The following is a 23,110-nucleotide window of genomic DNA, read 5'->3' on the forward strand; positions in this document are numbered from 1 at the left end:
CTACTCCCCGCTCCCCTCTCACTATTTCCATTCCGGAAGCTTTGCGGGCATATTTCGTTTTCTTTTTTGCCATTGAATGGGTTTTATCACCTCTTCATAAAAGAAAGAAATAGGGTTCATAATTGGAGAAGGAGCTTTAGGAACGGTATCAATTTCACCGGGAGATTTTAATCCGGGAATAGGAGCAACAGTATATTGTCTGTTTTCCTGGTAAGCGAGAAAAGCATCTCTGAAATCTTCCGGACTTGGCCAGGGATATATTTCAACTGCATCCAACGTTATAGTGTCTTTTTTTAGAAACACTGCAATGGATGCGATATTATCGGTTCCGGTGTCAGGAACTATATAATATTTTGGTTTATAGCCTAAAGCAGAAAATTGAATTGTATCCCTGCGGGCAACAACAATGGAAAAAAATCCTTCCATGCTGGCATTCACACCTCTGAACTCATTTTCAACTATAACCGTAGCATAAGATACAGGTATATTTGTTTGTTCATCGGTTATGATACCGGAAAGCTGTATTAAATTATTTTGAGCAGATACAGAGTATTGTGAAAAACAGATCAATAAAATTGGGATCAGAAACCAGGGCCTTCTTGTGTGCAGCGACATTAATTTAGTTAACGAATATTGACGCAAGTTATGATTTGTTAGCGAATATTTGCTAAAATTTGCACAGAAATTAACTTAACTTAACCGATATGGAACCTGTTGAAGGAAATATACATCACCTGAGAGAAAATTATGAAAGTGGGACTTTGGATATCAATAATATGTATCCCTCCCCTTTATTACAATTTGCCTCCTGGTTCGAGGAAGCCGGTAAGGCGGGAATTTCAGAGCCCAATGCGATGGTTTTATCTACAGTTTCGCCGGAAGGCAAACCTTCATCAAGAGTAGTGCTTTTGAAAGAATTTAACGGGAAAGGATTTATTTTTTTTACAAACTATCTCAGTAAAAAAGGGCAGGAACTTTCTCAAAACCCGTACGCCTGTTTAAACTTCTGGTGGGGACCCCTGGAACGCCAGATTAGAATTAGCGGAGTGATCACTAAAATTTCTGAAAAAGAATGTGATGAATATTTTTATTCACGACCGATCGGAAGTCAGGCTGGAGCTGTTATTTCCCCACAAAGCTCAGAGATTGAGAGCAGAGAATGGCTGGAACAAAAATTTATTGAAATTCAACTTAAGGGCGAAATAAAACGACCTGATCATTGGGGTGGTTATATTCTTATTCCCGAAACACTGGAATTCTGGCAAGGCAGAAGTAACAGGTTACACGACCGCTTAGTTTATGATAAAACTGAAAACGGCAACTGGAAAATTAAACGCCTTGCACCGTAACTAAGAATATAGTATTTAGTATATAGTATTTAGAGTGCTCCGGCTCGAACGTAGAACCCTGCTACTGCCTACTGCCACTGCCACTGCCTACTGCCACTGCCTACTGCCACTGCCCACTGCCCACTGCCTACTGCCACTGCCTACTACTCTACCAACTACCACTGCCAACTACTCCAAACCTTCCCTGTTTGGCAAAAATTCAGTACCTTTGCACTAAATTACTGCTACTATGGGAGCAATTTTAACAGACGTACGAATTGATGTTGATGAATTTATCGGTGATATTACCGGTGCAAGATTGGTTGTACATAATGATGATGTAAACACCTTTGAATGGGTGATTGAAAGTCTGGTGGAAATTTGCAAACACACTGCCGAACAAGCAGAACAATGCGCTTTTATCATACATTTTAAAGGAAAATATGCCGTTCAACAAGGAATGCGCGAAATTTTAAGACCAATGCGTGAACAGCTGGTTGACAGAGGAATTAATGCTACAATTGAATAATTTCTTATGCCTGTTTGGCAATTAGATGAACGATTACTTTTTCCTGATCCTCAATTTGCTAATGAGGATGGACTTTTGGCAATAGGTGGAGACCTTTCCAGGGATCGTTTGATACTTGCGTATGTTTCAGGGATATTTCCATGGTTTATTGAAAATGAAGAAGCCTATTGGTTTAGTCCTGACCCGAGATGTGTCTTAATTCCCGAAGAACTTAAAATTTCAAAAAGTATGCAACAGCTGATCAAAAAACAAGTTTTTCGGGTTAGTTATGATCAGGATTTTATTAAGGTGATAAAAAGTTGTAAAACCGTAAAAAGAAAAGGTCAGAAAGAAACCTGGATAGATAAAAATTTTATTGCTGCCTATTCGAATTTATTTAAAGAAGGTTTAGCGCATTCGGTGGAAGTATACGAAAATGAAAAACTTGTTGGCGGACTTTATGGCGTGAGTTTAGGCAAGTGTTTTTTTGGAGAAAGCATGTTCAGCAAGGTTAGTAATGCGAGTAAATATGGCTTTATTTTTTTGGTAAATGCACTTAAAGAACAACAATTCACCATGATAGATTGTCAGGTTTATAACGACCACCTTGCTACCCTTGGTGCAAAAAAAATGGAACGAAATTATTTTCTTCAATTACTAAAAATAGGATTACAAGAAAAAACAATTACCGGCGATTGGAATTTAATTTTGAATCACAACATCAGTCCGGCTGTTCTCTAACTACTAAATACTAACTACTAAATACTAATTACAAAATACTCACGTGTGGGACCACAATTAAATAAAAAACAAAATACATTCAGATCCAAACTCACAAATAAATGGATGTTCAAATTATATCTGTTTCAAAAAATGCCCATTGCTTTATTGGCAGGTTTACAGATAAGAGAATTGAACTTGGAAAAAAGTGTGGTGAGTGTTCCTTTTAAATGGTTTTCCCAAAATCCTTTTAAGAGTGTTTATTTTGCAACGCAGGCAATGGCTGCCGAAATGAGTACAGGGATATTGGGACTGATGGCAATTCAGGGAGCACCTAAAAAAGTTTCAATGCTGGTATTAAAAATTGAAGGTAATTTTATTAAAAAGGCTACTGAAAGGATCTATTTTACCTGCGAAAGCGGAAACGAAATTTTCCGGGCGGTTGACGAGGCTGTTAAAAGCGGGGAAGGTGTCACAGTTAACGCAAATTCAACAGGTAAATTAAAAGACGGCACTATTGTGTCGCAGTTTTCCGTTATATGGTCGTTCAAATCAAAACATTGAGTATGGTAAAATTTTTTTCATGCGTATTATTGCTATCTGGTTTTGTTTTTTTCAGCTGCAACAGAACCACATCTAAAACAGAAAAAGAAGAAGAAGAATATTCTTCCGGTGACTTTCTCGATAATTCAGATCCATCTAATATTACTGAATCGGAACCGTTTAGAAATCAACCAAATGAATTCTGTACCATCATCCGGAAAATGGAAGTTGAATTATATGCTCCCGAAAAAAAATTGGATGAAAATAAATCTTACCCAAAAAAATATTGTCTGCTTGATGTTTGCCTTGATAAAATAACTAACGACGGATTAATAATAAACCTTGGCGACAGCACCCAAACTGCTAATGCTACCTATGCAATAATTAAAATTTTCGAAACCGTAGAAGAAACAAGGGCGTATGAAAATAAGTTTGCAATAAAGGATGTGCTGTATGAGGAGGAGTGAGGAGAAAGGAGAGAGGAGAGAGGAGTTTAAATTTCTTGCGAAATTTTACCGGATTCCACTATTTGTTTTCCTGATACATGATACCCGATACTTGATACTCAAAAGAAAGGAGTTTAAATTTCTTGCGAAATTTTACCGGATTCCACCGTTTGTTTTCCGATACATGAATGCTGATACTCGTTTAATGCATTGGAAATTTATCATGCATTAGTAGATAACCCGGACTCACGATTGACGATTCACGAAACCCGAAGGGTTCCATTCTCAATTATCAATTCTCAATTCTCAATTGCTCCTTCAGCGTATCGCAATATTCATATAATCGCGCTGAGTTTTGCCTGTATAAATTTGGCGAGGGCGACCGATGGGTTCGTTTGCTTCACGCATTTCTTTCCATTGTGCTAACCACCCGGGTAAACGTCCTAATGCAAAAAGCACAGTGAACATTTCGGTTGGAAAGCCCATTGCACGATAAATAATTCCGCTGTAAAAATCTACATTGGGATATAATTTTCTTTCCACGAAATAACTGTCTTTAAGTGCTACTTCTTCCAATTGTTTTGCAATATCGAGAACCGGATCGTGCACACCTAATTTATTTAAAACGTTGTCACAGGCCTCTTTAATAATTTTAGCTCTTGGGTCGAAATTTTTATATACTCTGTGACCAAATCCCATCAATCGGAAATTGTCATTTTTATCTTTAGCCTTTTCAACAAATTTTCCAACATTTCCTCCATCCGATTTAATTATTTCCAACATTTCAATTACTTGTTGATTTGCTCCGCCATGAAGTGGTCCCCATAAGGCAGCCACACCGGCGGCAACACTCGCATAAGTATTTGCCTGCGATGAACCAACCATTCTAACTGTGGAAGTGGAACAATTTTGTTCGTGATCGGCATGTAAGATCAAAAGCTTATCCAGTGCATCAACAACAATTGGATCCGGAGAATATTCTTCGGTGCGCATTCCAAAAGTCATGTATAAGAAATTGGTTACATAATCGTATTTGTTCTGTGGGTACATGATAGGATGTCCTACCGATTTTTTATGTATCCAGGATACAAGTGTTGGCATTTTTGCAAGAATGCGTACCAATGTAAGGTCAATTTCCTCTTTTGATGCATTTGGATTGAGGGAATCGGGATAAAAACTGGATAAAGTGCACATCAAAGAACACAACTGCCCCATAGGATGCGCAAAGGATGGGAAACCATCGAAGAATTTTTTTACATCCTCATGAACCAGGGTATGATTGGAAATATTCTCACTGAAAGCAACATATTGATCGTTTGTTGGCAATTCACCATATAATAACAGATAACTGACTTCAAGAAAATTGGATTTTTCGGCCAATTGCTCAATTGGATAACCGCGATAACGCAGTATTCCCTGTTCGCCATCCAAAAAAGTTATAGCGCTTTTTGTGGCTCCGGTATTTTTATAACCACTATCGAGCGTCACGAAGCCGGTAAGATCGCGTAATTTATTGATATCAATGGACTCCTCTCCTTCGGTGCCTACGTAGATTGGTAATTCAACTTCTTTTTCACCGAGTTTAATAAACGCTTTATCTGACATATTTCTGTTTTGTCGTGATTATAATTGAATGCAACTTATAGCACAAAGATAAATAATGTCTACACACATTTGTAATTTAGACCCTATAGAATGCTGTATTTTTTACAAATAAATAACATGAAGGGCATTCAATTGCTTTTATTGCAAAAAACTACCAAACCCGAAACAACTAAATTAGGAATAAATGAAAACTCACATTGCAAAATGATGCATATTGTCGATCAGATAATAGATCATGATCGCATACAAAACGGCCACAACTGCAAATTTCATCCAGGAAGCGGCATTTTTGAGTAGTTTGTAGGCGAAAACACCACAAATTAAACCCACAACACCATAGGTTATCAGTGCTAATGGATAATATCTGTCGAAAGAAAGGGATTTAGGCGTATAGGGAATCAATACAATACAGAAGAATACGAAAAAGGAAAGATAAATAAACCCTTCCCAAAACATATTGGGATGAAATGGCTGTTCTTCCTGTAATTCCTCTTGTTTATCTTCCATCAGTACAAAGGTAATACAAGGTTTTAAAATAAGTAAAATTGATATAAGGAACTTACCGATTTAATAAAAAATCTGTGAAGAAAGTTACAGCACGCATTGCCTTTTAGGGTCAACACCTTTGCAGGTAGCCTCAAAATAAAAAAATTGCCTTAATTTGGCGCAGATATGAAGGTATGCTTACAATGCAAAAAGGAAAATCCTGATGACTTTAAACATTGCCGATATTGCGGTGCCGAATTGAGTGGTGCTACAAAACTGAATTCGAGGTCATTTTGGAATAGATTGCCTTCCTGGGCGTGGATCCTGATCATTGTTGGAGCATTAATTATCGGAATTGGATTGATAATCGGCTCCTTTGTCGCCCTTGCAACAATAGAAGGTGTTGCAAGTCTTGTGTTACTTACTTTGGGGATGATAGGTTTTGGGATTCTGCCACTCCGCAAACCACAACCCACCGGTGCTATATCCAGAGCAATCGGAATTAGTTTTTTCGCCTTAATGGGAGCAACTGTTGATCAAACGGGAAATTACATTTATAATAAACCTGTGGAGATTTGTTTTTGCAACGATGGAACATCTTTAAACAGGATAGATAATGTTTCTAACCCAATGCCAGGCACTACGATAATTCAACAGGATTTCACCTGCTACGATAAAGCAGGTGCTCCGGTTAAAACGATAAACATGTTTGCAGTTATGGGTATTCGGTTCGTTGAATATGTTTTACTTGGCTACATTTTATTGGGTGTACGACGTTTTCTTTGGAATGTAAAAAATAAGGAAAGGAGAGATTACGTTTGAATAATTTATCTATGAAAAAAATCCGCTTCACACTATTATTTATCATTTTAGGGCAGGTATGTTTTGCTCAATTTATTACTGTGCGCGGTACACATTCGTCGCAAATATTAAACGACAATTTATTTGACACTGATATTTCCACCGTGTATGGTGTGGAATCTTATTACAGTAAATCAATTAATTTTATTCCTCTGCCAATAAATTACAATATTGGACTTGACTATAAATTAAATGCAGAAATTCAGGAATTATTTATTGTTACGGGACTTACCTATGTAACACTAACTCCTTCCGGTTTTAGTGCGGCTAATGCTGAAAGTGTTACCTACACAACCAGCAATTGGTTAAACTATGCAGATATAAATATGTATAATGGATTACGGTTTTCCGATTCCACCATGCAATATAAATTGGCTGGAGAAATCTGTTATAATGTTGGATATGTATTTGGGAAAAGCTTTTTTATTCACAGTGGTTTCGGTGGAAGATATAATTTAATTCCCGCTAATAAAGGAACTGAATTCCAAAGCAGTTCGCTGGATCTTATCCTGAAATTTGGAATTCTTTGGAAATTTAAGAAAAAATATAAACCCTAAAACAGTTGTTAATCTTTTTCTTCTTGTTCTATTCTGATATTATATTGTTTCATTTTATTATAAAGTGTTTTCCTATCCACGTTTAACATCCGTGCAGCTTTGGATTTATTATACTTCACTTTTTTAAGCGTTTCAGAAATTACCTTATGTTCTGCATCAAATGCTGCAGCTTTAAGATTATTGGGTTCTATTGTAGTATTATAGGTATCCTTATCGGTGAAATTATATTTTTCCGAATGAATCAATTCTTGTGGAAGGCTTTCCAATTCAATTATTTTACCATCAGTTAACAACGCCCCTCTCCTAACCACATTATTTAATTCTCTTAAATTTCCCGGCCAGGTATATTTCAAAAATACTATTTCCACCTCTTCGGAAAATGCATGTATTCTTTTATTCAATTCTACACAGGCATTTTTCAAAAAGAAATTTGCAAACTCCATAATATCTACATTCCTGTCACGCAAACTAGGCATTACTATAGTAAATTCATTGAAACGATGATATAGATCTTCTCTGAATTTGCCTTTATTTACAGCTTCCATCAAATTTTCATTAGAAGCCACGATCAAACGTACATCAAGGTCAATATCCTTTACACCACCAATTCTTTTCATTTTTCTTTCCTGCACAACCCTGAGCAGCATGATCTGAACATCATAACTTAAATTCGCTACTTCATCCAATAAAAGTGTTCCACCATTCGCCAATTCAAAACTTCCCATTTTACTATTTAATGCGCCGGTAAAAGCCCCTTTTTCATGTCCGAATAATTCGCTTCCCGCAAGTTCTTTTGAAAGAGCACCGCAGTCAACTGCAATAAATGGTGCATTTGCGCGTTTACTTTTTTCATGAATACGTCGGGCTGCAATTTCTTTTCCGGTACCGCTTTCACCATAAATAATAACACAATAATTGGTAGGACCAACAATATCGAGTTGTTTATAAACCGTAATTGATTCTTTGCTTTTTCCCTCTATATATTTAGTCTCTGCAACACCGGTTTCATTATTCAAAATAGTTTTTTCCACGGGGGTCTCTGCACCTGAAATTGATGTTACTCCTATGCCGCTACTAACATTATGAAATTTATTAATAGCATTTTTTACATTCATTAAAATTTCATCGGGAAGTAAGGGTTTAGTCACATAATTAAAAGCACCTGCTTTTATTACTTCCACTGCTATCTTCACATCCGAATACCCTGTAATTACAATGATCTGCGTTTTGGAATTAATTAATTTAGCGGCTTGAAGCACCTCGCGTGCATCCATATCGCCTAATCTGAAATCGCAGAGAATAAGTGCATATTCTTCAGCATGCAATTTCTTTATACCTGCAGCCCCACTTACGGAGGTTTGTACTTCATATCCATTTTTTGTTAAAAAATGTTTTAATAAAGTACAGGTATCAATATCATCATCAATTATTAATATTTTGTCCATTGTTGGGTTTTATTTGGTCTTTTGTTAACTCAGAAAGGATGTCAATTACCTGATTTTGAGTAAATGGTTTACTGAGGAAATAATTAACACCAAGTCCAAACGCTTTTGATCTGTCCGCTGGTGTATCGTATGCACTAATCATAACGATTATGGAGGATTTATCATCATGTTTAAACTCAGTAATAAAATCCATCCCATTTCCATCCGGAAGATTCATATCTAAAAAAACGATCCCCGGTTCATGATCGCGAACCATTTCTAAACCATTGGTAATATTATAAGCATAATCTACGTTCAAATTAAATTTTATCAATAATCGTCTTAACAATAAACATATATCAGGTTCATCATCCACAATTAAAACTCTTTTTGCCTGCCCGTTAAATAAACTCATTATTACTATATTCAATTATGCATTTTTATCTATGTATATTAATATAAAAATTAATTATTGATAGATATTCAATACAATATTGCAAAAATGAGTCCATCTCGAAAATACCCCTGAAAGGTGATTTAAAGTAATAAAGTTACAGTAATTTAAGGCATTTTTGAGATATTTATAGTCATTTGTGGAATAATTTCCCCATTGTATTGAAGATATCTGTTGCCAGAGCTGGTTACAGGGGAATAATTTTCATGGTATGACTATTGACAAAATTGAGAAATGTCACTAGCAGTCAAAACGTTTAGAAGTGCATCAAAACCTATGTCGAATATCAGGTTGGGGATTATTGTGGCTACGCTAGTGCTTATTGCAAGCTCCATCTTAACATTTGTAACATTTACAATGTCGATAAATGAATCAGATCTTGCCAAACACAATAGATCAGTTGAAAGCAAGTTAGAAAAAGTTTTTGCACTGGTAAAAGATTGCGAAACGAGTTTAAGAGGGTATCTGCTTACAAATGAAGCTGTTTTTTTAGATCAGTTCAAAACTGCTAAATCCAATCTCCCACAGAGCTTTCTTGAACTCGAGGAACTTATTGAAACAAATTCTTCGCAATTGAGCTCCTTGATAAAATTAGAAGACTTGATTACCATCAGGATCAGGGATTTAGATTCGCTCAATAATATATTCCAAACCGGAAGATTAAATGCGGACAACACTCTGGTTTATATGGATCAGGGACGGATCATTATGGAGCAGATAAAAACATCCATCAGCAACATACGTAATACTGAAAACGCGTTTTATGAATCAAAATACAATAACTCCAACACTTTTACCCAAACTGCAAGAACTGTTATCACGATATTTTCTATTTCCTCCCTGCTGATCATAATTTTTACCTTTTATATTTTATTTAAAAATCAAAATGACATAGCCGACAGAGAAATGAAATATCGCAGGATCTTCGAACTCAGTCCGGATATTATTTATCAACTTGATAAAAATTTAGTAATATCCGAAATAAGTCCTGCCATTACCGAACAACTCGGCTATAAAGGTGAAACCCTGATCAACTCTAATCTTGGAGAATTATTTCAAGAGGAAAAAAATACCGAGTTTATTGAAAAGACCATTAAACGCGGATTATCCATTTCAAACATGGAAATAACTTTAAAACATCTGGATGGCAGATCAATAAGTTTTCTATTGAATTTATATGCGGATAATTCCACCAAATCGTTTCAGGGTTCGTTAATAAATATCACTGAAAGAATACGTCGTGAGCGGGAAAAAAATGCCCTTGAAAAATTCGCAGGCATCGGAAAAATTGCAAGAATAATTGCCCACGAGGTTAGAAATCCCTTGACAAATATAAATTTATCTGTCGATTCCTTGAAAAATAATGCGGACCAGACTGAGATCAATGACTTTCTGGAGATCATTGAAAATAACAGCAAACGCATTAATAAACTTATTACAGAGTTGTTATATACCACAAAAGTAAATATCAATACCTCTATTCCTCTTTCTGTTAATGCTGTTTTAGATAATACCCTGGAATTAGCAAAGGATCGCATTAAATTAAAAGGTATAACTCTCCTGAAAAAATATGATCCAGATATTTGTTCCATTGAAGGAGATGAGCAACAATTGCAAATGGCCTTTCTAAATATTATAATAAATGCCATTGAAGCCATGAATGGCAAAGAAAATATCCTTGAGGTCGAGATCAAAAAAGTGCTTGACAAATGCCTCATATCCATTTCAGATACTGGTCATGGTATAAAAAAGGATGATTTTGACAATATATTTGAACCCTTTTTCAGCACTAAAAAGAATGGAACAGGACTCGGATTAGCAACCACACAAATAATCATACTTCTGCACGGAGGAACAATTGAAGTTACCAGCACACCTGAAAAAGGAACTAAATTTATTGTTAGTCTTAATTATCTCTAAACACTTTATTACCAAGTATAATTGCGAGTTATCTTACGCTACGCATTACATTAAAGATTATTTTTTAGAGGAATATTTTCCACAACATGTACAATAATTGCATTAAGTTGATTGCCAGTTAAAAGCAAAAAGACAGCGCTTATCATGTAAATGCGTATATAACAAGACATTCGGGAAAAACCGATGTCGATGGAAAGAATAGCATACAATTTGCAAAATTGTTTAAAGAGAAAATTACAGTTATGAAAACTACCAAAAAGCCCAAAATAAAAACAGGATCAAAATTAGAAAAATCTAAATTGATCGACAGTAAGTCGTTGCCTTTCAATAAGAAAAAAGAAAAAATAGAAGCAGAAAAATCTGATTCGAAGAAAAGGGTTACTGATAAAAAGGAACTCCACAAAATTTCACTTGCAAAACCCACAACTAGTAAAAATAAATTGAATGCCTTAATAGAGGAAGAAAATGGTGTTAGAGATGCAAGCAGAAAAGGAAAGTTAAAGAAGGAAATAAATTAGATCACAAATATAAATACTATTATATGAGAGAATATTATGAATTGCCCGATGCAACAGGAAATACAAGTTCATATTGTGTTTCTGATCCTTCCATTCTCATTTCTAATGTAGTGCAGGACCTGTTAATAAAGGAATGCATGGTTACGCAGGTTAATAGTATTTTATCGGCACATATAAACTTAAATAATTATATAAATTCAATTCTGCCCGAAATTGAAAATACCTATCTGCAGCAACATTTGGAAATTTTTAAAAACGATACCATTTATCAAATACATGAATTAAGTGCATTTGTTGGTGAGATAGAAGATGACCTTATCAGCAACGAATCGAAACATAAGGTTAAAAGTTGGAAAAGGGATCTTTCATTTGTTAGATCAATGCAAATAATGACCGGTTATATTCTCAATTTTTATACTCCGGCAGAAAAATTAGCAGAAAACCTAAATTACAAAACAATTCTTAATGCTATTTCCACATTACACACAACTACTCAGGAATTACACAATACGATAACTCAAATTTCAATACAGTTAATCAATCATAAATTTATAAACTAAAATTTAACAATATGACAAACAAAACAAATGAAGCCATGATAGCCGCATTAAATAGTTTGATAACTATTAATAACGACCGATATGAAGGTTATACCACAGCGGCTAAAGAAAGTAAGGACATGGATTTAGACAAACAATTTTTCGAAAGTGCGGGCAAAAGCAAAATGTATGCTGGTAAACTTTCTCAATATGTGCGTGAACTTGGTGGTGAACCTTCGGAAGGCACAACTAATTCCGGAAAATTATACCGTATCTGGATGGATGTTAAGGCTGCCATTGTAGCAAAAGATCGCGCTGCAATTTTATCCAGCTGTGAATTTGGTGAAGATGCCGCTTTAAAGGCGTATGAGGAGGTAAAAGAAAATACCGACTTGCAATTCCCTGCTGATTATATTACAACTATAAATTCGCAGGAAATGGAGATCCGATTGGACCATGACCGCATAAAAGCAATGCGTGATGCAGCGGTTGAAAGTAAATAAAAAAATATTCAATTTTTTCACACTTAAATTAAGAAATGTTTCCCCGGAAACATTTCTTAATTTATAAAATACAATAAAATGAAAATTATTTCCATAATATTAATCATCGTTGGTATCGCCATGATTTTCATAAATCAGGTAGAATTTACCAAAAAAGAAAAGGTTATAGATCTCGGCTCCGTAGAGGTTAACAAAAATGAAAAAAAGGAAGTGAGTTGGCCTTTATATACTGGAATTATAATAGGTGCCGCAGGGATAGTAATGCTGGTAAGCAGCAAAAAGAAAATAAATTAATACTAACCAAATTAATACTACTTATATGAATAAGACTACAGAAATGACAACCGTGACACACATACTTGAAAAATTGCGTGTGAAACGTTACGACAATGAATTTATTATGACTCCTTCCGGATTTGATGTAGGTAAAGGGAAAGCCTATGCTCCGGAGGAATTAAAAATCATTAAAACCTACAGATTTGAAGGTGATTCAAGCCCTGATGACAGTTGTGTTTTATATGTAATAGAAGCAAATGATGGTTTGATCGGATATACCATGGATGCTTATGGAGTTTACAGTAATCATACTGACGACGGGTACGATGAGTTTCTAACCAAAATACCGGTGGAAAACAGAGATGAGCAGATGATATTTTCCTGAATTACAAAATACAGGATATTAAACTGAGCAAGGTTTTCAAATAAGGCGATTCTATTAACCAAAACTAAAACAGCGAATGATTATCTCATCCGCTGTTTTTATTTATATCCGATCTAAGCAAATTTAAAATATTCCACTGTCGTCATACTTTTCTTGTTTCCGGGCAAATACCCCTTTCACGGAAGCAACATGTTCATCAACATTTTTGGAAACAACATATTTGGTAAACTGACCAAGGCCATATCCTATAAGTGACCTAAGTAACATTTTTTTACCGCGCGCAACTATTAATCCACCGGCTACTAAAGGCAAGGCAACCTTAACTGCAGTATTTAAATAAGTTTTGGGCTCATCATTTTCCTGATGGCCTTCACCACCAATTCCAAGTTTTTCTTTAACCTTGGAAACTAATCCAAATATACGGGTAACAGATTTTACCTTGTCTGCAATTTCCTGATAATGTTCCTTGAGATCAATTTCAAGTCCATCAATTTTTGCACGAAGTTTTGCTCTCTCCAATTGCAAATCTTCAATATTATTTATTGTAGATTTATATTCAGTCGTCATCATTATTAAAATCCTTTATAAACATGTTAGTCAATCCTGGTTTAACACTTTTACTGCTGATCAATTTAAGGATTATTGCGATTAAAATGAAAAAGCCTGCAACTGCAACAAATCCTAAGGCAGTATTATTGAAAATACTCCCTAACCAATAACCTGCAGCAATGGAAACAAAAACAATAAAGAGTAAAACAAAAATTACAACTGCACCGGCTGAAATAAAATTAGCCAATGCAGTTGCGATCTTTTCGGTAATATTAAGACGAATCACCTGAACACGTAAATTCAAGTATTCCTTTGCATCATCTGTCAGATCACGTAAATCAATTTTTGATTCATCTATATTACCGGTTTTCATAATTGTTTTACAGTTTGTTTCGCATCATGATTTAATTTGTTTGCTTCACTGTGAGTTCTTTCAATAAAATCAAGAACTTTTTGTTTTCCTTCTTCTTTCATGTCTTTTAATGCATACATGATCTTGTCTTTTTGCGTTGCACCTTTTTCTTTTAACTCAGAAGCTCTTTCCTTCAATTCTGCAAATTCATTCATCAATTTTTCCTGAATTTCATCACTTACATTATTCAATGCATTACCAATTTTTTTTCTGAGTTTGTCGTTGCGTTCAGATGCGAACCAATAACCCAATGCCACACCGGCACCTACTCCGGCTAATAAAGCTAATACTGTTTTTCCGTTGCTCATAATCGTTTGTTTTAAAATTTATTATTAAAATGTTTATCAGAAGCAGTTATTAAAGTTATAATCTTCTGTTTCTATTACATTTAAATTTCAAATATCAAACCAGCCGGTTTGCAAAGCTTAAAAGCCTTGATATCACAGGGTTTCCAAGATTCACATTGTCAGAAAGTCCTCATTAATATGTAGAAATTTTTCCCTATTATTCATCGATTTTGTAGAAATATATTCAGTTTTTACTAAACCGTTTTTAATGCCTGATTTTTATACATTACCATTGGTATGGAGATTGCCTCTTTCAAGCCTTAAACTGCAACAATGATAAAAAATTACCTATTACTGGTTTCATTCCTAATAATATTAAATTCAACAGCCTTTAGCCAATATGTTACATTTGGTCGTGCATTTAGTTTCGGACATGCATTTATTACAGAAAAGGATGTTCAACATAAATTTTTTTTTAGTTTAACAGGTGGGTTATCAATTACTTATGCAAAAAAAGCTAACTATGGTTTTGCAGCAGATGTGGTTTATTCCACTGAGGGAGGAAAAACAATTTACGATTTAGGCGGAGTAGATACGGAAAATAAGGTTAAATTATCCTACATCCGCATACCTCTCAAAGTGGTGTATTTTCTTGGTGATTATGGCGATAAAATTCGTCCAAAAGTTGTTGCAGGACCATCTTTTGCGTTTTTAGTGGGAGCCGATTCCAATAAGGAAAACTCCTATGATGACTTTAATAAAATAGACGTAGGTGTACATTTCGGAGTTGGAGCCAACAAATTGATATGCGATAGAATTTGGCTCAACACAGATATCACTTATACTCAGGGTTTAGTGGATATAACAGAGGGAAATACCGGAAACGGAATCAATCTAAATGGAAATATTCGAATGAACATAAGTCTGCTTCTAGGAACTAACAGGGACTGATTACATAAATATACATATGGGGAATGTTTTCTACATGAGGAAGTAATTTTTACCCTGATGGCATGAATGGTATTAGTAAAACAAGTTCTATACTCGGTTGGTACATTTATGGAAGTTACCTATCTACAAATTATTAATTAACCTTTAAAATTTAAAATTATGTTACGTTGGGCCCTAATATTTTTCATCGTTGCTATTATAGCAGGTGTATTTGGTTTTGGTGGGATTGCAGCAGGCGCTGTATCCATTGCCAGAATATTGTTCTATATTTTTATTGTATTATTTATTCTCAGTTTGATAGGAGGATATACAATTGGTAAAAAATCGTAGTGAGGTTATGAAAAAGATCAGCAATTCGCTCATCGTTATTTTCCTTATTTTTTCTTTTGGATGTAAACAACGGAGCATTGAGCCCCAGTTAAAAGAAGAACATCAAATTGATTCAGTAATGGAGGAAAGCGGTGAAAAGGTTCGTGATGCAAATGAGGGAATAAAAAAAGGATTTGAGGAATCAAAAGAAGAGCTAAAAGAAAAAACAGAAGAATTGTTAACTGACACAATTCCACATTAGAAAAAAGCTGTATTTTACATTAAAAAAACTGTTTCTTTATTTGAAACAGTTTTTTTATATCCTGATAATTACTCATGCATTATAGATTATTTTAAGCAGAATTTGGTTTGATCAATCAGCTTTCTTTTTATCCTTTCTATCAAATATTTTCTCAATAAATCCCTTTTTTTCCACTTCAGCTTCTTTCACAGTATTTATATTGATAGTATGTTCCAACGAAGGATATAGTGCCTCAATAAAAGCATTTCGCAAAGTTTCACCAATAATATTCCAAACATTAATAGCGGGATCCTTTAATTCTCCTTCAAATTCAATTTCAGTTGCAACCTGATCTTCCGACCTGTTTTTAAATATCCATCCACCCAAGCCAACAACGCTTTCCAGCAATTTTTGCCCCAGCGGATCTTCTTTCTCGTCCTTCCATTCAATAACATCCAGATCCTTTATAATTGGTTTTGTATAACCTATAATTTTTCCGTCTTTTGCGGCCGCTTCTGTATAAACTCCAAAGGTTCCTTTCTGCACATCAAACTTACCGTATGCTTTTAAAAAGTCGTTCACCTCCACAAGATTTAATCCTATCATTTCGGCATTCATATCAAAGGTGGGCGTTTTATTTAAAGCATCCAATTTCATATTCAATTTTGCTTTTCCCCCGTAAATTTCAGCACTGCCTGTAACAGTAGAAGGAAGTAAATTTGTTGAATCGGTTACATTAGAAAGGTTTTCCGCCAGAATATAAATATTTGAAGTAAATACATCCACCTTTGGCGAACTATAATAATCCAAATAGTGAATTTCACCCTCCACAATTTCAAACCTATTAAGTTTTAATGGCATTAATTCATTTACAATATCCTGCCACTCTTTATCAATTTTAGTTTGAGAAGTTTCTTCCGTTGGACCTTTTACAAAATTCAGGATTGGACGTCTAACCTCTATTTCTCCAACCAGGCCGCCTTTAAACAAAGCTTTCCATTCAACCGAAAGATCTATTACTTCAGCAGCAAAAAAAGGAACAGGAATTTTACCGCCGGTTTTTTCCAGTTTAATATCCTTTATTTTATACGACCCAACAATAAGCGCCAGATCAATATCTCTCACATGTCCGGTATATCCGTCGAGTTCTGCTAATTTATTATTGACTACCTTTAAAACAATATATGGTAGTAATATCCTGATAACGATCAGAACCACTATAAGAACAAGTAGGATTTTTTTTATCCTCAGTCTTTTCCTTCCTTTAGATTTGGAAGCTGTTGTTTCCATTGGCTTATTTTTTGAATTCATAATAAACATTTATCATTTAATAGAAAAAAGAATAAAAATACCATGCCATCAAAAAAAAAATACGTTAAAAACATTTGGGAAGTAATTGTAGCAACCTTTAAAGGTTTCAGACAAGATAAGGTGCTAAAACTAAGTGCGTCGCTTGCATATTATACTGTTTTCGCACTACCGGCTCTGGCGCTGGTGCTAATCTCCGTTACAGGAATATTTTTTGGAGAGGATGCAATGTCCGGAATAATTTATAAAGAATTGCATGAACTGATCGGTAAAAATGCCGCTACACAAATTCAGGAAGCAATTAAGAATACACATTTAGCCGGAACCTCGTATGCCGGAACCATACTCGGTGTTATTACTCTATTATTAAGTGCAACAGGAATTTTCGGGGAAATTCAGGATAGTATCAACAGGATCTGGGGTTTGCAGGCAAAACCTAAAAGGGGTATTATTAAATTATTATTGAACAGGATCATGTCATTTTCTCTTATATTAAGTCTTGGTTTTGCAATGTTAGTTTCATTGATCATCAATGGGATATTAGCAGCTTTAAAAGAAAAATTACAAGCTGAATTCCCGGGACTAAATGTTAATTTATTATTATTGGTTGACTATGCAATTCAATTAATTACAATTACCTATCTTTTTGCTATCATTTTTAAAATATTACCGGATGCAAAAATTAAATGGAGAGACGTGACAATCGGCGCATTGGTAACAACCTTATTGTTTTTAGTAGGTAAAAGCCTATTGGCATATTTTATTGCCCGCAACGCCTCCATTGAAGCCTATGGCGCTGCCGGATCGATAATACTTATTTTACTATGGGCATATTATTCCTCAGCTATTCTATATCTGGGGGCTGAATTTACACAGGTTTATGCTAAAAAATTCGGAAGCGATATTCAGCCAAATAAATATGCATCTTGGGTAGAAATACAAACTGTAGAAGTTACAGCGCCTCCAACAGAAAAAGGCAGAAACATAAAATAATATGGAACAATTATTTCAATATAGGAGAAAAATGATTATTAAAACAATTAAACAAAACCTATTATGAATAATTTACTTTATATTATCGCTGTAATTCTTATTATTGGATGGGCCCTAGGCTTTTTCGTTTTTGCAGCTTCAGGATTAATTCATGTTTTGCTGGTCATCGCTGTAATTGCTATAATATTGCGATTGATCCAAGGAAAGCCTGTAGCGTAAACGTATTTAAATAGGCCTTTTATTCTCCAGCCAATATCTGTAATCAAAAAAGGATTGCAAAGCTTGTTGCTCATACATATCCTGAGATGCAGATTTTAGCTGGAGTTTAAGTTTATCGAATTCCTTTTGTAATTGTTTAGGTTGTATATGCTTGAGAATTCGTCTGAAAAAATTGAGTATGATATTCTCTATCTCAAATTTTAATTCCTGTTTAAGCATAAACCGGTAAGCGCTTCTTATGAGTGGAGGCAAAAGCATTGTATTATTCAATTCATAATGGATCAAAATGTTGAGTAGCCGAAGGTGCAGAGGAAATGTTTTAAGTGTATGCGATATTTCTTCATTCAATAACTGGTTGATCTTATCCAATGCGGCATTAAAATTTCCCGTGTGTATATAATAGGCAACCAAACGTATTCTGGTATCGTGATATATTCCCTTTATAGGATGTGGTTCTTTTAAAAACAATTCAGCTTCTGTTACGATTGTATTATTTTCAAAATTTTTACTGAAAATGATCTTGTCCAATTGAAGCTGTAAAAGTAAAGCATGCAGATATCTTTCCTCTGCTTTACTTGTTACAGGCAGTGTTCGCATTTTGTCTAAAACTGCTGAGTAACCAATATAATCTCCCTTATTTAAAAACAATGACCCATAATTATAATGCGCTGAAATAACAGGTATATTACGATTGAGTAATTGTGTATCCAGGTTATCCATAATATCCATGGTCTTTTCCTGAAATAAAAGGGCATTGTCCCAATCGTTCAATAATCGGTATAATAATGAAATTGCAGAATTTCGGGTGTTTCTTCCGCGGTAATTTTGTTTTTCCGTATCCGGAATTTTGAGTAATTCATCCAATAATTCCAATACTTCCTTTTTAATATTCTCGTTGCGCAAAGGAAAATACGTGTTTACAAAATATAAGGCCTTTGTTAATCCTTTTCGAGTGTTATAGGAGTGAATAATACTTTCGGCGGTTTCAGTTATAGAATATACTATTTCTTCTGTTTTCCTCATTTTTTCTTCCTCAGAATAAAAACGCAACATCTGAATTTGTTGTGTTTGAAATAAGATCTGATAAGCCGGAAGTGTAACCGGATCACTAAGTGATATTCCCTTATTAATAATTTGAACACTTTGATCGTATAAACCTTTATCTGCTAAAATTTCTGCATGATCCAACATTTCCCGTAAGGTATATTGTATATTTTTTTCATTGTGAAAAGCGCGCAAACTTTTTAATAACTGTTTATACAAGAAATTGCGCATGCTGTGAATATTGATATTTTTGATCCCTAATTTTTCGCGAATTTCTTTATCAGTTAAAGGCCACTCCTTTTCAAGCATATTAAATAAATTCAAATAATTTCTTTCTGCATGCAGGTCAAATCCTATACGCTGTTTTTTGAAATATCCCTTTTCATTTGGAGTCATACTTTTAATGAGATCGGTCAATTCCTTCCATGCCCCAATTTTAAACTCTGAATTTAGCATTTTTAAGATTTTATACAGCAATTATAACACTTTCAGCCATATTTTTAAAATCCGAAATATCATTTTTTAGCCTTTTTTGTATTGACTTGACCATACTCCTCTCCTACTTTTGTTTTATTTAATTCACAAAAAAACAAACATTATGAAAAAAATTACTTTAGTATTAAACACTCTGATGCTGCTCCAGATCTCTGGCTTTGCACAACTTCAGGATTGGGCAAAAACGTCTGACGCTAACGCCAAAACCGACAATGCGAATGCAACAGACATTGATAACGCCGGCAACCGTTATGTTGGTGGCACTTACATCGATACCTTAAAAATAGAGGGAATTAGCTATCCAAATTATATCAACGATGGAGGTCTTGATGGTTTTATTGCCAAATACGATCCGAACGGCACTTTACTGTGGGTTCAAACAATTAACGGGGTGGGTCAACAGGATGTGAGGTCGCTGAAAGTAAATCGCGTCACGGGCGAATGTTATGTAAGCGGAAGTTTTAATAATGACCTGATTATTGATGGAATAGCACAAAACTCCTATCAGTATGTGTCTGTTTTAGCTTTATCGCTGAAAACATTCCTTGTAAAATTCGATGCGAATGGAAATCTCGTTTGGTCGAATAATACTTATAGTTTAAGCGAGTATCCAATAGACGGAGGACATTCACTCGCAATAGCTCCCGATGGGAACAGCATTTATTTTCATAATGCATATCTCGCTGACTTACAATTTGAATCAGGCGAATCGTATTTACCTTCCGGTTTTGGAGTGCAAGGAATTATATTGACACGCATGGATGCAAGTACAGGATCTGTAATTGCATCAAAAAATGATATAGAACGTTATCTTGTTGATGGTGTTTTATTAGCTTGCGATAAAACAGGAAATGTAATATTTGCGGGAAGTCACAGAAGAAATTGTATGGCTGATATTGATGGTGTTTTTGCACCTTGTGATACTAATCCGGTATATGCAACACCTCAGGGATTTATTTGGAAATTGAGTGCGAATTTCGCAAGTCTTTGGGGGAAAGAAATTTCAGGTACCGGGTTTGAATTTGTTCAGGGAATTGCCACCGACGATAATGATAATGTTTATGCATATGGCACATTTGATTCACCTACCACTTTTGATGCAACCACTCTTACACCTGTTGCATTGAGAGATGATGCATTTGTGGTAAAATTAAATTCTGCGGGTAATTATTCTTATATAAAACAATTAAATGCGAATAATTTATACATGACAAGTTTCCCCGGCGATTTTGAAGCGGGTTTTGCAGTGGATAAAAAAGGAAATGCTTATTTGGGCGGAAGTTTTACCGGCACTCTTACTATGCAAACAACTTCCATTACTACAGAAGCATACCCTTCCGATTTTTATTCCAATGGATTTGTTCTCAAATTAAATCCAAGCGGAAGCGTGCGTTGGGTTGAAAAATATGCAGGAAGCACCGGGCCTTTTGATGCTACAACCACAACAGGTATAGCATTAAATGGAAGTTACCTTTCTGTTTGTGGTGCGTATAAAAACTATCTTGCTTACCAGGGCGATACCATTACTGCAGATCTAAATGCATTTTATTTATCCAGCTTGCAGGATTGTGATGTTAAAGTAACTATTACTGCAACCTCCACCTTTGTTAATGCATTAAATCCCGTAACACTTTCCACACAAAATAAACCGGGTTATACTTTTCAGTGGCAACGAAATAATGTGAATATACCTGGTGCTACATCCAATACATTTGTAGCAACTGCTCCGGGAAATTATAAATGTATAGTTACTACAGGATTATGCACACTTACTTCCAATAAAATAAAATTGTTCCTGCTTGTTAAAGAAGGTGATTTAATAGGTAAAGAGCTGCAACTATTTCCAAACCCTGCGCATGATCAATTTACCATCGTTTTTGATCAAGCCACATCGTTGGAAAATGTAGAAATAAATATAACTGATATTACGGGCAGAAAAATATATTCTGCAGTAAATCAAAATACCGCTGATGAATCACTATTTATTCAATTACCGGTTAATACGGTTCCTGGGGTATACTTTGTTCAGGTAAAAGCAGATGGAATAAACACCACTACATCTATTGTTATAGAATAAAAAGCCTTTTGTGAATTGACCTGCAACAGCGATGTTGCGGGTCAGTTTTTTTTATTGATTTTAATAAAATCACAAAGCCACCGACAGTGTCATCGACAATACTTTTTCTGCAACGAGTTGTTGGGTGTTGTTAAAAAACCGATACGCCACATCTAATTGTATATCACGATAACGGATACCTGTTCCGGCGGTAAAATATTTTCTTGGTCCTTTAAGCGGATTCTCGTAAAAATATCCGGCTCTTACAAAAACGAGGTCGTTGTAAATATATTCCATTCCCGGTGATAAAGTTATTTCTTTAAGTTCTTCATTTATTCCGCCGGGTGCATCATTAAAAGAACTTACCATACCCTTAATTATAGATTGTTCTGATTGATAAATAGTGGGCACCAATAATTTATTTATATCCATAGTGACAGTAAAAACATTCAGATCGTTTATTTGTGTAGTAAGTGCAATTCCCATCCCAAAATTAGATGGTATATATTGTTCGTAAACAGAAGATGTATACGTTATTTTATTGCCTAGGTTGGATAAATTTAAACCGAAGGTAAATACTGCGGGCTTTTGATTAAAAGTGATGTCGTTTTTATAAAATAAAGAAAGGTCGCCTGCAAAAACTGAAGCAGGTGACATTTCCAATCCGTTAACGATCATTCCCTCCAATATTTTAGAGTAGATATATTTTAATGTAGCACCACCTGCAAAATTTTCAGACAATTTTCGGGAGTAGTGCACATCAAGAGAATATTCGTACGAACCAACTGTTTGTAAACCATTATTGGTAGCATAGGTGGAATTTCCCAGATCATTATAACGCAATCCTGCAGACATTGCATCTTTTTCACTGAAGAGTGTATATGCCGACAAACTTAATAATCTGCTGCCACTACTTTTATAATTCAATGCTACGCCGGTAGAATCATCCATGAAATTAATTGCAGAACCATTTAGAAATATAGCATTCGCATTTAATTGAGCAATTCCTGCATCGCCCATTCCACTTATTTTAGCATCCGGGATCGCGCGCAAAAACGGTAGTGATGTGTAGATGGGATTTACATAATTATTTACATACGACTGTGTAAATCCGCAATTAATGCAAATAAAGGTTACAAATAATATTGTTATTAATCGTAAATACATTTATAT

General features: G+C 34.9%; 30 protein-coding genes. 19 read left to right on the forward strand and 11 right to left on the reverse strand.

Annotated features, from left to right (window positions below):
- Positions 1 to 21: 21 nt before the first annotated feature.
- Positions 22 to 615: a carboxypeptidase-like regulatory domain-containing protein gene (locus IPI31_19530; protein ID MBK7570005.1), complete on the reverse strand. Its 594-nt coding sequence runs from the start codon at positions 613 to 615 to the stop codon at positions 22 to 24.
- A gap of 89 nt (positions 616 to 704) precedes the next feature.
- On the opposite strand from IPI31_19530, the gene pdxH reads away from it, so the two are divergent.
- The 5 genes from pdxH to IPI31_19555 all read left to right on the forward strand — a co-directional run bounded on the left by pdxH (position 705) and on the right by IPI31_19555 (position 3,566).
- Positions 705 to 1,349: a pyridoxamine 5'-phosphate oxidase gene (gene pdxH / locus IPI31_19535; GenBank protein ID MBK7570006.1), complete on the forward strand. Its 645-nt coding sequence runs from the start codon at positions 705 to 707 to the stop codon at positions 1,347 to 1,349.
- A gap of 229 nt (positions 1,350 to 1,578) precedes the next feature.
- A complete protein-coding gene (locus IPI31_19540; protein MBK7570007.1) occupies positions 1,579 to 1,857 on the forward strand; it encodes an ATP-dependent Clp protease adaptor ClpS in 279 nt (92 codons plus the stop codon).
- A gap of 6 nt (positions 1,858 to 1,863) precedes the next feature.
- Positions 1,864 to 2,577 (forward strand): leucyl/phenylalanyl-tRNA--protein transferase, encoded by a 714-nt coding sequence (locus IPI31_19545; GenBank protein ID MBK7570008.1) that lies wholly within the window; start codon positions 1,864 to 1,866, stop codon positions 2,575 to 2,577.
- Between the two features lie 105 nt (positions 2,578 to 2,682).
- On the forward strand, positions 2,683 to 3,120 hold the full coding sequence (locus IPI31_19550; GenBank protein ID MBK7570009.1) for a DUF4442 domain-containing protein: 438 nt from the start codon (positions 2,683 to 2,685) through the stop codon (positions 3,118 to 3,120).
- Positions 3,121 to 3,122: 2 nt separating this feature from the next.
- Complete coding sequence (locus IPI31_19555; GenBank protein ID MBK7570010.1) at positions 3,123 to 3,566, forward strand: hypothetical protein; 444 nt, start codon at positions 3,123 to 3,125, stop codon at positions 3,564 to 3,566.
- Between the two features lie 297 nt (positions 3,567 to 3,863).
- Here the strand turns inward: IPI31_19555 and IPI31_19560 are convergent, their stop codons facing one another.
- Both IPI31_19560 and IPI31_19565 read right to left on the reverse strand, forming a co-directional pair.
- A complete protein-coding gene (locus IPI31_19560) occupies positions 3,864 to 5,150 on the reverse strand; it encodes a citrate synthase (protein MBK7570011.1) in 1,287 nt (428 codons plus the stop codon).
- A 192-nt stretch (positions 5,151 to 5,342) separates the two neighbouring features.
- The gene (locus IPI31_19565) at positions 5,343 to 5,657 is read right to left on the reverse strand and encodes a hypothetical protein (protein MBK7570012.1); all 315 of its coding nucleotides are present in this window, start codon (positions 5,655 to 5,657) and stop codon (positions 5,343 to 5,345) included.
- A gap of 165 nt (positions 5,658 to 5,822) precedes the next feature.
- Between IPI31_19565 and IPI31_19570 the strand changes: the two genes are divergently transcribed.
- Together IPI31_19570 and IPI31_19575 are read left to right on the forward strand one after the other, a co-directional pair.
- Entirely contained in the window at positions 5,823 to 6,458 is a 636-nt protein-coding gene (locus tag IPI31_19570; GenBank protein ID MBK7570013.1) for a hypothetical protein, read from the forward strand.
- Positions 6,459 to 6,469: 11 nt separating this feature from the next.
- Positions 6,470 to 7,054: a hypothetical protein gene (locus IPI31_19575; GenBank protein ID MBK7570014.1), complete on the forward strand. Its 585-nt coding sequence runs from the start codon at positions 6,470 to 6,472 to the stop codon at positions 7,052 to 7,054.
- Positions 7,055 to 7,062: 8 nt separating this feature from the next.
- On the opposite strand, the gene IPI31_19580 is transcribed toward IPI31_19575, so the two are convergent.
- Together IPI31_19580 and IPI31_19585 are read right to left on the reverse strand one after the other, a co-directional pair.
- Complete coding sequence (locus tag IPI31_19580) at positions 7,063 to 8,499, reverse strand: sigma-54-dependent Fis family transcriptional regulator (protein MBK7570015.1); 1,437 nt, start codon at positions 8,497 to 8,499, stop codon at positions 7,063 to 7,065.
- On the reverse strand, positions 8,477 to 8,908 hold the full coding sequence (locus IPI31_19585) for a response regulator (protein MBK7570016.1): 432 nt from the start codon (positions 8,906 to 8,908) through the stop codon (positions 8,477 to 8,479). The genes IPI31_19580 and IPI31_19585 overlap by 23 nt, the downstream gene beginning before the upstream one ends.
- Before the next feature lie 258 nt (positions 8,909 to 9,166).
- On the opposite strand from IPI31_19585, the gene IPI31_19590 reads away from it, so the two are divergent.
- From IPI31_19590 to IPI31_19615, 6 genes are all read left to right on the forward strand, one after another.
- On the forward strand, positions 9,167 to 10,852 hold the full coding sequence (locus IPI31_19590) for a CHASE3 domain-containing protein (protein ID MBK7570017.1): 1,686 nt from the start codon (positions 9,167 to 9,169) through the stop codon (positions 10,850 to 10,852).
- Between the two features lie 242 nt (positions 10,853 to 11,094).
- Positions 11,095 to 11,370, forward strand: a complete 276-nt coding sequence (locus tag IPI31_19595; GenBank protein MBK7570018.1) for a hypothetical protein — start codon at positions 11,095 to 11,097, stop codon at positions 11,368 to 11,370.
- Between the two features lie 23 nt (positions 11,371 to 11,393).
- Positions 11,394 to 11,930 carry a hypothetical protein gene (locus IPI31_19600; GenBank protein MBK7570019.1) on the forward strand — a complete coding sequence of 179 codons (537 nt, stop codon included), beginning with the start codon at positions 11,394 to 11,396 and terminating at the stop codon, positions 11,928 to 11,930.
- Between the two features lie 35 nt (positions 11,931 to 11,965).
- Positions 11,966 to 12,412, forward strand: coding sequence for a PA2169 family four-helix-bundle protein (locus tag IPI31_19605; protein MBK7570020.1), 447 nt, complete (start codon positions 11,966 to 11,968; stop codon positions 12,410 to 12,412).
- Between the two features lie 78 nt (positions 12,413 to 12,490).
- The gene (locus IPI31_19610) at positions 12,491 to 12,706 is read left to right on the forward strand and encodes a hypothetical protein (GenBank protein MBK7570021.1); all 216 of its coding nucleotides are present in this window, start codon (positions 12,491 to 12,493) and stop codon (positions 12,704 to 12,706) included.
- A gap of 25 nt (positions 12,707 to 12,731) precedes the next feature.
- Positions 12,732 to 13,073: a hypothetical protein gene (locus tag IPI31_19615; protein MBK7570022.1), complete on the forward strand. Its 342-nt coding sequence runs from the start codon at positions 12,732 to 12,734 to the stop codon at positions 13,071 to 13,073.
- A 123-nt stretch (positions 13,074 to 13,196) separates the two neighbouring features.
- Here IPI31_19615 and IPI31_19620 read toward each other — a convergent pair whose 3' ends face one another.
- Genes IPI31_19620 through IPI31_19630 form a run of 3 tightly spaced genes read right to left on the reverse strand, consistent with a single transcriptional unit; the run spans position 13,197 to position 14,342 of the window.
- Positions 13,197 to 13,643: a hypothetical protein gene (locus tag IPI31_19620; protein MBK7570023.1), complete on the reverse strand. Its 447-nt coding sequence runs from the start codon at positions 13,641 to 13,643 to the stop codon at positions 13,197 to 13,199.
- On the reverse strand, positions 13,630 to 13,995 hold the full coding sequence (locus IPI31_19625; protein ID MBK7570024.1) for a phage holin family protein: 366 nt from the start codon (positions 13,993 to 13,995) through the stop codon (positions 13,630 to 13,632). Before IPI31_19625 ends, IPI31_19620 begins: the two co-directional genes overlap by 14 nt.
- Positions 13,992 to 14,342, reverse strand: coding sequence for a YtxH domain-containing protein (locus tag IPI31_19630; protein ID MBK7570025.1), 351 nt, complete (start codon positions 14,340 to 14,342; stop codon positions 13,992 to 13,994). Before IPI31_19630 ends, IPI31_19625 begins: the two co-directional genes overlap by 4 nt.
- Positions 14,343 to 14,654: 312 nt before the next feature.
- Between IPI31_19630 and IPI31_19635 the strand changes: the two genes are divergently transcribed.
- The 3 genes from IPI31_19635 to IPI31_19645 all read left to right on the forward strand — a co-directional run bounded on the left by IPI31_19635 (position 14,655) and on the right by IPI31_19645 (position 15,843).
- Complete coding sequence (locus IPI31_19635) at positions 14,655 to 15,272, forward strand: PorT family protein (GenBank protein MBK7570026.1); 618 nt, start codon at positions 14,655 to 14,657, stop codon at positions 15,270 to 15,272.
- A gap of 159 nt (positions 15,273 to 15,431) precedes the next feature.
- Complete coding sequence (locus IPI31_19640; protein ID MBK7570027.1) at positions 15,432 to 15,602, forward strand: DUF1328 domain-containing protein; 171 nt, start codon at positions 15,432 to 15,434, stop codon at positions 15,600 to 15,602.
- A gap of 7 nt (positions 15,603 to 15,609) precedes the next feature.
- The gene (locus tag IPI31_19645; protein ID MBK7570028.1) at positions 15,610 to 15,843 is read left to right on the forward strand and encodes a hypothetical protein; all 234 of its coding nucleotides are present in this window, start codon (positions 15,610 to 15,612) and stop codon (positions 15,841 to 15,843) included.
- Positions 15,844 to 15,954: 111 nt separating this feature from the next.
- Here IPI31_19645 and IPI31_19650 read toward each other — a convergent pair whose 3' ends face one another.
- A complete protein-coding gene (locus IPI31_19650; protein ID MBK7570029.1) occupies positions 15,955 to 17,112 on the reverse strand; it encodes a DUF748 domain-containing protein in 1,158 nt (385 codons plus the stop codon).
- Between the two features lie 63 nt (positions 17,113 to 17,175).
- Between IPI31_19650 and IPI31_19655 the strand changes: the two genes are divergently transcribed.
- Together IPI31_19655 and IPI31_19660 are read left to right on the forward strand one after the other, a co-directional pair.
- Positions 17,176 to 18,123 (forward strand): YihY/virulence factor BrkB family protein, encoded by a 948-nt coding sequence (locus IPI31_19655; GenBank protein MBK7570030.1) that lies wholly within the window; start codon positions 17,176 to 17,178, stop codon positions 18,121 to 18,123.
- A 63-nt stretch (positions 18,124 to 18,186) separates the two neighbouring features.
- Entirely contained in the window at positions 18,187 to 18,342 is a 156-nt protein-coding gene (locus IPI31_19660) for a lmo0937 family membrane protein (GenBank protein ID MBK7570031.1), read from the forward strand.
- A gap of 6 nt (positions 18,343 to 18,348) precedes the next feature.
- On the opposite strand, the gene IPI31_19665 is transcribed toward IPI31_19660, so the two are convergent.
- Positions 18,349 to 19,842: a hypothetical protein gene (locus IPI31_19665; GenBank protein MBK7570032.1), complete on the reverse strand. Its 1,494-nt coding sequence runs from the start codon at positions 19,840 to 19,842 to the stop codon at positions 18,349 to 18,351.
- 142 nt (positions 19,843 to 19,984) lie between these two features.
- Between IPI31_19665 and IPI31_19670 the strand changes: the two genes are divergently transcribed.
- The gene (locus IPI31_19670; protein ID MBK7570033.1) at positions 19,985 to 21,958 is read left to right on the forward strand and encodes a T9SS type A sorting domain-containing protein; all 1,974 of its coding nucleotides are present in this window, start codon (positions 19,985 to 19,987) and stop codon (positions 21,956 to 21,958) included.
- A 69-nt stretch (positions 21,959 to 22,027) separates the two neighbouring features.
- Here IPI31_19670 and porV read toward each other — a convergent pair whose 3' ends face one another.
- A complete protein-coding gene (porV, locus tag IPI31_19675; GenBank protein MBK7570034.1) occupies positions 22,028 to 23,104 on the reverse strand; it encodes a type IX secretion system outer membrane channel protein PorV in 1,077 nt (358 codons plus the stop codon).
- Positions 23,105 to 23,110: the final 6 nt, after the last annotated feature.

Source organism: Bacteroidota bacterium (genome assembly GCA_016706865.1).
Classification (GTDB): domain Bacteria; phylum Bacteroidota; class Bacteroidia; order Chitinophagales; family BACL12; genus UBA7236.

Bases quoted from the DNA above. Each gene is read 5' to 3' on its own strand.
- IPI31_19545 (MBK7570008.1), top strand. From the start codon at position 1,864: ATGCCTGTTTGGCAATTAGATGAACGATTACTTTTTCCTGATCCTCAA.
- IPI31_19665 (MBK7570032.1), bottom strand. From the start codon at position 19,842: ATGCTAAATTCAGAGTTTAAAATTGGGGCATGGAAGGAATTGACCGAT.
- IPI31_19640 (MBK7570027.1), top strand. From the start codon at position 15,432: ATGTTACGTTGGGCCCTAATATTTTTCATCGTTGCTATTATAGCAGGT.
- IPI31_19610 (MBK7570021.1), top strand. From the start codon at position 12,491: ATGAAAATTATTTCCATAATATTAATCATCGTTGGTATCGCCATGATT.
- IPI31_19635 (MBK7570026.1), top strand. From the start codon at position 14,655: ATGATAAAAAATTACCTATTACTGGTTTCATTCCTAATAATATTAAAT.
- IPI31_19595 (MBK7570018.1), top strand. From the start codon at position 11,095: ATGAAAACTACCAAAAAGCCCAAAATAAAAACAGGATCAAAATTAGAA.
- porV (MBK7570034.1), bottom strand. From the start codon at position 23,104: ATGTATTTACGATTAATAACAATATTATTTGTAACCTTTATTTGCATT.
- IPI31_19540 (MBK7570007.1), top strand. From the start codon at position 1,579: ATGGGAGCAATTTTAACAGACGTACGAATTGATGTTGATGAATTTATC.
- IPI31_19580 (MBK7570015.1), bottom strand. From the start codon at position 8,499: ATGGACAAAATATTAATAATTGATGATGATATTGATACCTGTACTTTA.
- IPI31_19605 (MBK7570020.1), top strand. From the start codon at position 11,966: ATGATAGCCGCATTAAATAGTTTGATAACTATTAATAACGACCGATAT.
- IPI31_19570 (MBK7570013.1), top strand. From the start codon at position 5,823: ATGAAGGTATGCTTACAATGCAAAAAGGAAAATCCTGATGACTTTAAA.
- IPI31_19660 (MBK7570031.1), top strand. From the start codon at position 18,187: ATGAATAATTTACTTTATATTATCGCTGTAATTCTTATTATTGGATGG.
- IPI31_19670 (MBK7570033.1), top strand. From the start codon at position 19,985: ATGAAAAAAATTACTTTAGTATTAAACACTCTGATGCTGCTCCAGATC.
- IPI31_19655 (MBK7570030.1), top strand. From the start codon at position 17,176: ATGCCATCAAAAAAAAAATACGTTAAAAACATTTGGGAAGTAATTGTA.
- IPI31_19555 (MBK7570010.1), top strand. From the start codon at position 3,123: ATGGTAAAATTTTTTTCATGCGTATTATTGCTATCTGGTTTTGTTTTT.
- IPI31_19590 (MBK7570017.1), top strand. From the start codon at position 9,167: ATGTCACTAGCAGTCAAAACGTTTAGAAGTGCATCAAAACCTATGTCG.
- IPI31_19625 (MBK7570024.1), bottom strand. From the start codon at position 13,995: ATGAAAACCGGTAATATAGATGAATCAAAAATTGATTTACGTGATCTG.
- IPI31_19615 (MBK7570022.1), top strand. From the start codon at position 12,732: ATGAATAAGACTACAGAAATGACAACCGTGACACACATACTTGAAAAA.
- IPI31_19530 (MBK7570005.1), bottom strand. From the start codon at position 615: ATGTCGCTGCACACAAGAAGGCCCTGGTTTCTGATCCCAATTTTATTG.
- IPI31_19630 (MBK7570025.1), bottom strand. From the start codon at position 14,342: ATGAGCAACGGAAAAACAGTATTAGCTTTATTAGCCGGAGTAGGTGCC.
- pdxH (MBK7570006.1), top strand. From the start codon at position 705: ATGGAACCTGTTGAAGGAAATATACATCACCTGAGAGAAAATTATGAA.
- IPI31_19645 (MBK7570028.1), top strand. From the start codon at position 15,610: ATGAAAAAGATCAGCAATTCGCTCATCGTTATTTTCCTTATTTTTTCT.
- IPI31_19560 (MBK7570011.1), bottom strand. From the start codon at position 5,150: ATGTCAGATAAAGCGTTTATTAAACTCGGTGAAAAAGAAGTTGAATTA.
- IPI31_19575 (MBK7570014.1), top strand. From the start codon at position 6,470: ATGAAAAAAATCCGCTTCACACTATTATTTATCATTTTAGGGCAGGTA.
- IPI31_19650 (MBK7570029.1), bottom strand. From the start codon at position 17,112: ATGGAAACAACAGCTTCCAAATCTAAAGGAAGGAAAAGACTGAGGATA.
- IPI31_19550 (MBK7570009.1), top strand. From the start codon at position 2,683: ATGTTCAAATTATATCTGTTTCAAAAAATGCCCATTGCTTTATTGGCA.
- IPI31_19565 (MBK7570012.1), bottom strand. From the start codon at position 5,657: ATGGAAGATAAACAAGAGGAATTACAGGAAGAACAGCCATTTCATCCC.
- IPI31_19620 (MBK7570023.1), bottom strand. From the start codon at position 13,643: ATGATGACGACTGAATATAAATCTACAATAAATAATATTGAAGATTTG.
- IPI31_19600 (MBK7570019.1), top strand. From the start codon at position 11,394: ATGAGAGAATATTATGAATTGCCCGATGCAACAGGAAATACAAGTTCA.